General features: G+C 36.1%; 4 protein-coding genes and 1 pseudogene. 3 read left to right on the top strand and 2 right to left on the bottom strand.

The window, feature by feature from the left end:
* A partial coding sequence (locus V7164_RS24885) for a sigma factor-like helix-turn-helix DNA-binding protein (protein ID WP_335355558.1) occupies nucleotides 1-230 on the top strand: 230 nt, incomplete at its 5' end.
* 66 nt (nucleotides 231-296) lie between these two features.
* Here the strand turns inward: V7164_RS24885 and V7164_RS24890 are convergent.
* Nucleotides 297-1,268, bottom strand: coding sequence for a F510_1955 family glycosylhydrolase (locus V7164_RS24890; protein WP_335355559.1), 972 nt, complete (start codon nucleotides 1,266-1,268; stop codon nucleotides 297-299).
* Nucleotides 1,269-1,513: 245 nt separating this feature from the next.
* On the opposite strand from V7164_RS24890, the gene V7164_RS24895 reads away from it, so the two are divergent.
* Complete coding sequence (locus V7164_RS24895) at nucleotides 1,514-1,660, top strand: hypothetical protein (RefSeq protein WP_335355560.1); 147 nt, start codon at nucleotides 1,514-1,516, stop codon at nucleotides 1,658-1,660.
* Nucleotides 1,661-1,800: 140 nt separating this feature from the next.
* Complete coding sequence (locus V7164_RS24900; protein ID WP_335355561.1) at nucleotides 1,801-3,594, top strand: M3 family oligoendopeptidase; 1,794 nt, start codon at nucleotides 1,801-1,803, stop codon at nucleotides 3,592-3,594.
* A gap of 39 nt (nucleotides 3,595-3,633) precedes the next feature.
* On the opposite strand, the pseudogene V7164_RS24905 reads toward V7164_RS24900, so the two are convergent.
* Nucleotides 3,634-4,377, bottom strand: a pseudogene (locus tag V7164_RS24905) (hypothetical protein); the annotation flags it as partial.

Here is a 4,377-nt window from a genome sequence, read left to right on the forward strand (position 1 = left end):
AGCTTGAAAAGGTAAAGGAATATATAGGGGTATTAGATGATAGAGAAAAGGAAGTAATTGTGGGCCGGTTTGGTCTAGACCTGCAAAAAGAAAAAACTCAAAGGGAAATTGCCAAGGAATTAGGCATTTCCAGAAGCTATGTGTCCAGAATTGAAAAAAGAGCTTTAATGAAAATGTTTCATGAATTTTATCGTGCAGAGAAGGAAAAGGAGAAACGAAAAAATAGCTAATAAAAATGGTAAAGCACAATCACTTGCATTTATGGATTTAATGCTAGTGATTGTGCTTTTTTTGACTTATTCAATTCTGCCGTTCTTTAGAACTAATTTCCAATTCTGACCCCCATCAAACGTTTCATAAACATCATTTAAATAAGTAGAAAATGAAAGGGTGTTTTGATCTTTATGATTAACAGAAATAAACGTAATCGGGTTATCATAGCTTAAAAATGGTATAATAATTTGCTCAGCTTCCAATGTATGGATGTTCATTTTATAAAAAAGGACCTTATTATTTTCAACAGATGAATAATATAGGTTGTCTTCTGAAAAGGCCAAGGCAGTTGACATGATAGGATCAGTAACTTTAATCATATTTTTTCCTTGATCTTTAGAATAAAATATTCCACTTTTAGTTGACATCGCCATTAAGCTGTTATTCGTTGGATGGGCAGCAATCATTCCTAGTGTGTCTGCATCTAGTCCATTTAGTTGAACCTGTTCCCACGATTTCCCCTCATTTTCGGATATAAATACCCCAGGCTCTATTTGTGAATTTTTTTCCTGATTAATGATATAAATTACCTTTCCGTTATAACTTACAGATAAAAAATAAAAATTACTCTCACCGTAGAAAGCGAGCTTTTCTAGAGTTGCTCCTTTATCTTGGCTGTATACTAAGCCGAGGGGGTTTTTAAGATCAGATCCTTTTTCAGGGTGGCCGCTCGCCATAAATCCATCCTCTGTTGCCTGGAATCCCATATATTCATGTTTTTCGGAGGTTCCTTCTAACCATCCGCCATTAGAAAATACTTTTAAACCTTCTTGCGAGGCAATATAAAGTCCTGTATCATTTCCCGGATATCCTAACCCATAAATCTGCTCTAATCGCTGAGGCGCTGCTTTTTTTAACTCGAAGGTGACAGATTCAACAGGCTCTTCTTTTTTTAAAGGCTGCTTCTGTTCATCGGCTGAACAGCCAGATGCAACTAATGCAAAAGCAAATGCTAAAAATGTTAAATGTTTTTTTATTCTTATCGATATGGTCATGTCGTTCACTCCAACTGCAAATTAATAAGATAAGAGATAAATCCCTTCCAATATTAACGGATATTATATTAGAGAAGCAAAGGATTCGTCCCGATTTTGGAAATTTGATAAATATTTCCCTGCTGCTACTATCTCAGAGCTATTATTTTTAACCCCTTTTTTCCATGAATATACTATTGCCTATACGAGTATTTCATGAAAATCATACCATAAAAATAGAAGGTAAAAAGGGAGGCAGAATCAAAATGCCATTTGGTTATCCGTATACATTTGCTTATCCTCCTCCTGTCCCGTACTATGGCGGCGGGGGATTCTGGTTAGCGCTAGCTATTGTTCTTCTAGTCTTATTCCTTATTTTCTTCGGGTTCTTTTTTTTCTCAGGCTGCTGTTAAAACATTAATTGGCTAACATCATTATAAAAATGAGGGCTTAATTGCCCTCATTTTTATGTTGATGTTAGTGTTTCTGATTAATAGAACTTTTTGGAAAGTTAACCTATAATAAAATTATTGAATGAAAAGGGGGAAAAAGAATGACAGCAACAACCTATTCAACTATTTGGGATTTAGATGTTTTCTTTAAAGGCGGCAGCTCTTCAGAGGCTTTTGCTCAGCATTTACATACAACAGAAGAGAAAATTAATGAATTTGGCTTACAAGTACATACATGGGAAACAACAAATTCAATTTCAGATAAAACATCATTAATTAACTTAATAGAAAGCTTTCAAATAGCAACAAAGAAGCTGCGTGAAGCCGGAGCATTTGTCAGTTGTCTGCAGGCCCAAAATACAAGTGATAAGAAAGCGGGTGAACACCGGGCAAAAATCACTGGGCTAAGTGCAAGCTTTCAAAACGTTTTAACCGTATTTGATGAAAAATTAACGAGCTACGACTCAACCGTTTGGGAGGAATTGCTGCAGGATCAGAACCTACAGGAACTATCATTTGTCTTAACAGAACGCCGAGAGGCAGCTGCCGAGAAATTATCTAAAGAGGAAGAAAGCTTAATTAATGCTCTAGGGGTTGATGGCTATCATGGATGGAGCCAGTTTTATGATCTTATCGTAGGAAAAATAAAAATCCCTTTTCAAGAAGACAATGAGGTAAAATCCCTTTCTGTAGGGCAGGCTGCTAATAAATTCTCTAGCCCTAATAGAGAAATCCGTAAAGACATCTTTAAAAAATGGGAAACAGCCTGGCAGGAGCAATCAGATTATTTAGCTAAGGTTTTAAATCATTTAGCAGGCTTCAGGCTAAATGTATATAAGCAACGAGGCTGGGAGGATGTGCTAAAGGAACCTTTAGCGATTAATCGAATGGACAAAGAAACACTCGATACAATGTGGGATGTTATTTCAAAAAATAAAGAACCTCTTGTAAAATTTCTAAACAGAAAGGCAGAACTGCTTGGGGTTGAAAAATTAAACTGGTATGACCTAGATGCTCCAATCAACAATACGGAATCGAAGCTTTCTTATCAAGAAGGTGCTGAATTTATTCTAAAAAATTTCTCGCATTTTGGTGATGAGATGACCGAATTTGCTAAAATGGCATTTGAAGAAAAATGGATCGAAGCAGAAGACAGGCCCGGGAAATCTCCAGGAGGTTTTCATACGTATTTTCCTGAGAGCAGCCAGTCCAGAATCTTTATGACATATTCAGGTACACCTTCAAATGTATCCACGTTAGCCCATGAACTAGGGCATGGCTTTCATACCTATGCCATAAGGGATTTACATTTATTAAACCGCAACTATGCGATGAATGTTGCGGAGACAGCCTCTACCCTTGCAGAAATGATTGTATCTGATGCAGCTGTTAAAAAAGCGCAAACCAAACAAGAGAAAATTGCCCTGCTCGAGGATAAAATTCAAAGAACAGTTGCCTTATTAATGAATATACATGCGAGATTTTTATTTGAAACTCGATTCTATGAAGAGCGCAAAAATGGAACAGTTAGTACAGAGAGATTAAATGAGCTAATGGAGGACGCCCAAAAAGAAGCCTATGGTCAATCGCTAGGAGAATATCATCCGACATTTTGGGCTTCTAAGCTTCATTTCTATATTACCGGTGTTCCATTTTACAATTTCCCATATACCTTTGGCTATCTTTTCTCACTTGGCATTTATGCACGTGCTCTAGAGGAAGGAAAGGATTATGAAGAAAAGTATATTGCGTTATTGAAAGACACAGCTTCAATGAAAGTAGAGGATTTAGCGAAGAAACATTTGGAGGTAGACTTATCCACAAATGAGTTTTGGGAAAAAGCCGTTCAACTCTGTGTGGATGATATTAATGAATTTCTTGAACTAACAAAATAATATTAAAAGCCGCACCTTAAAATTTTATAGGTTCGGCTTTTACCCCTGAGTATCCCTTTTTACAATAGCATCAACAGCCATTAGGAAAAACCCACAGACTAGAGAAATAGAAAAACTGATCCAAATTGATAAAAGAGGCCCAGCAGTAGAAAAAAACAATATACTAATTAACCATCCGATCAAGGCACTGTAAGGGATAAGATATGATATCTGACGCTTGCTGAAAACTACCCAAAGCATAACTGGAATAAGAGCTGCATATAGCTTTCCGAAAAAGAAAAGAAGTTGATGTAAACTTGGTGCTATAGTAGAACTAATTATTAATAGTACAAGACATAGAAGACCAGAAATAAGATATGAGTATTGATAAAGTTGGCGAGCCGTCAATTTTTTTGAATCATTTAGACAGTTTTTAACAATAAGAACTGTTGTAGCATGTAATTCTGCATTTGCAGTAGTAGTAAAAGTTCCAAAAAAGAATAACATAATTAAAACAACCAGTGGAACAGAATCAATTTTCGGTATCAGTTGAAAAAGCAATGAGTATGAATCCTGATATCTTTGATCAAAGATCGAGATTAGTGTCATTGCTGAAAGAGCTAGAGGAATTGTTCCCAAAAGAGTTCCTGTTAACCAAAAAGTGGAACGGATTTTAGCGGGTTCAATTAAATAGATACGCTGCCAAGTAGAACGATCAGTAATGATCTGGCCAAATCCGATTAATATTGCAGTAATAATGAAGAGTATTGCTTCTTTATTATTCCAGACAAGTAAGTATGGATG

The sequence above is a fragment of the Bacillus sp. JJ1474 genome (genome assembly GCF_036965225.1).
Taxonomy (GTDB): Bacteria; Bacillota; Bacilli; order Bacillales; family Cytobacillaceae; genus Cytobacillus.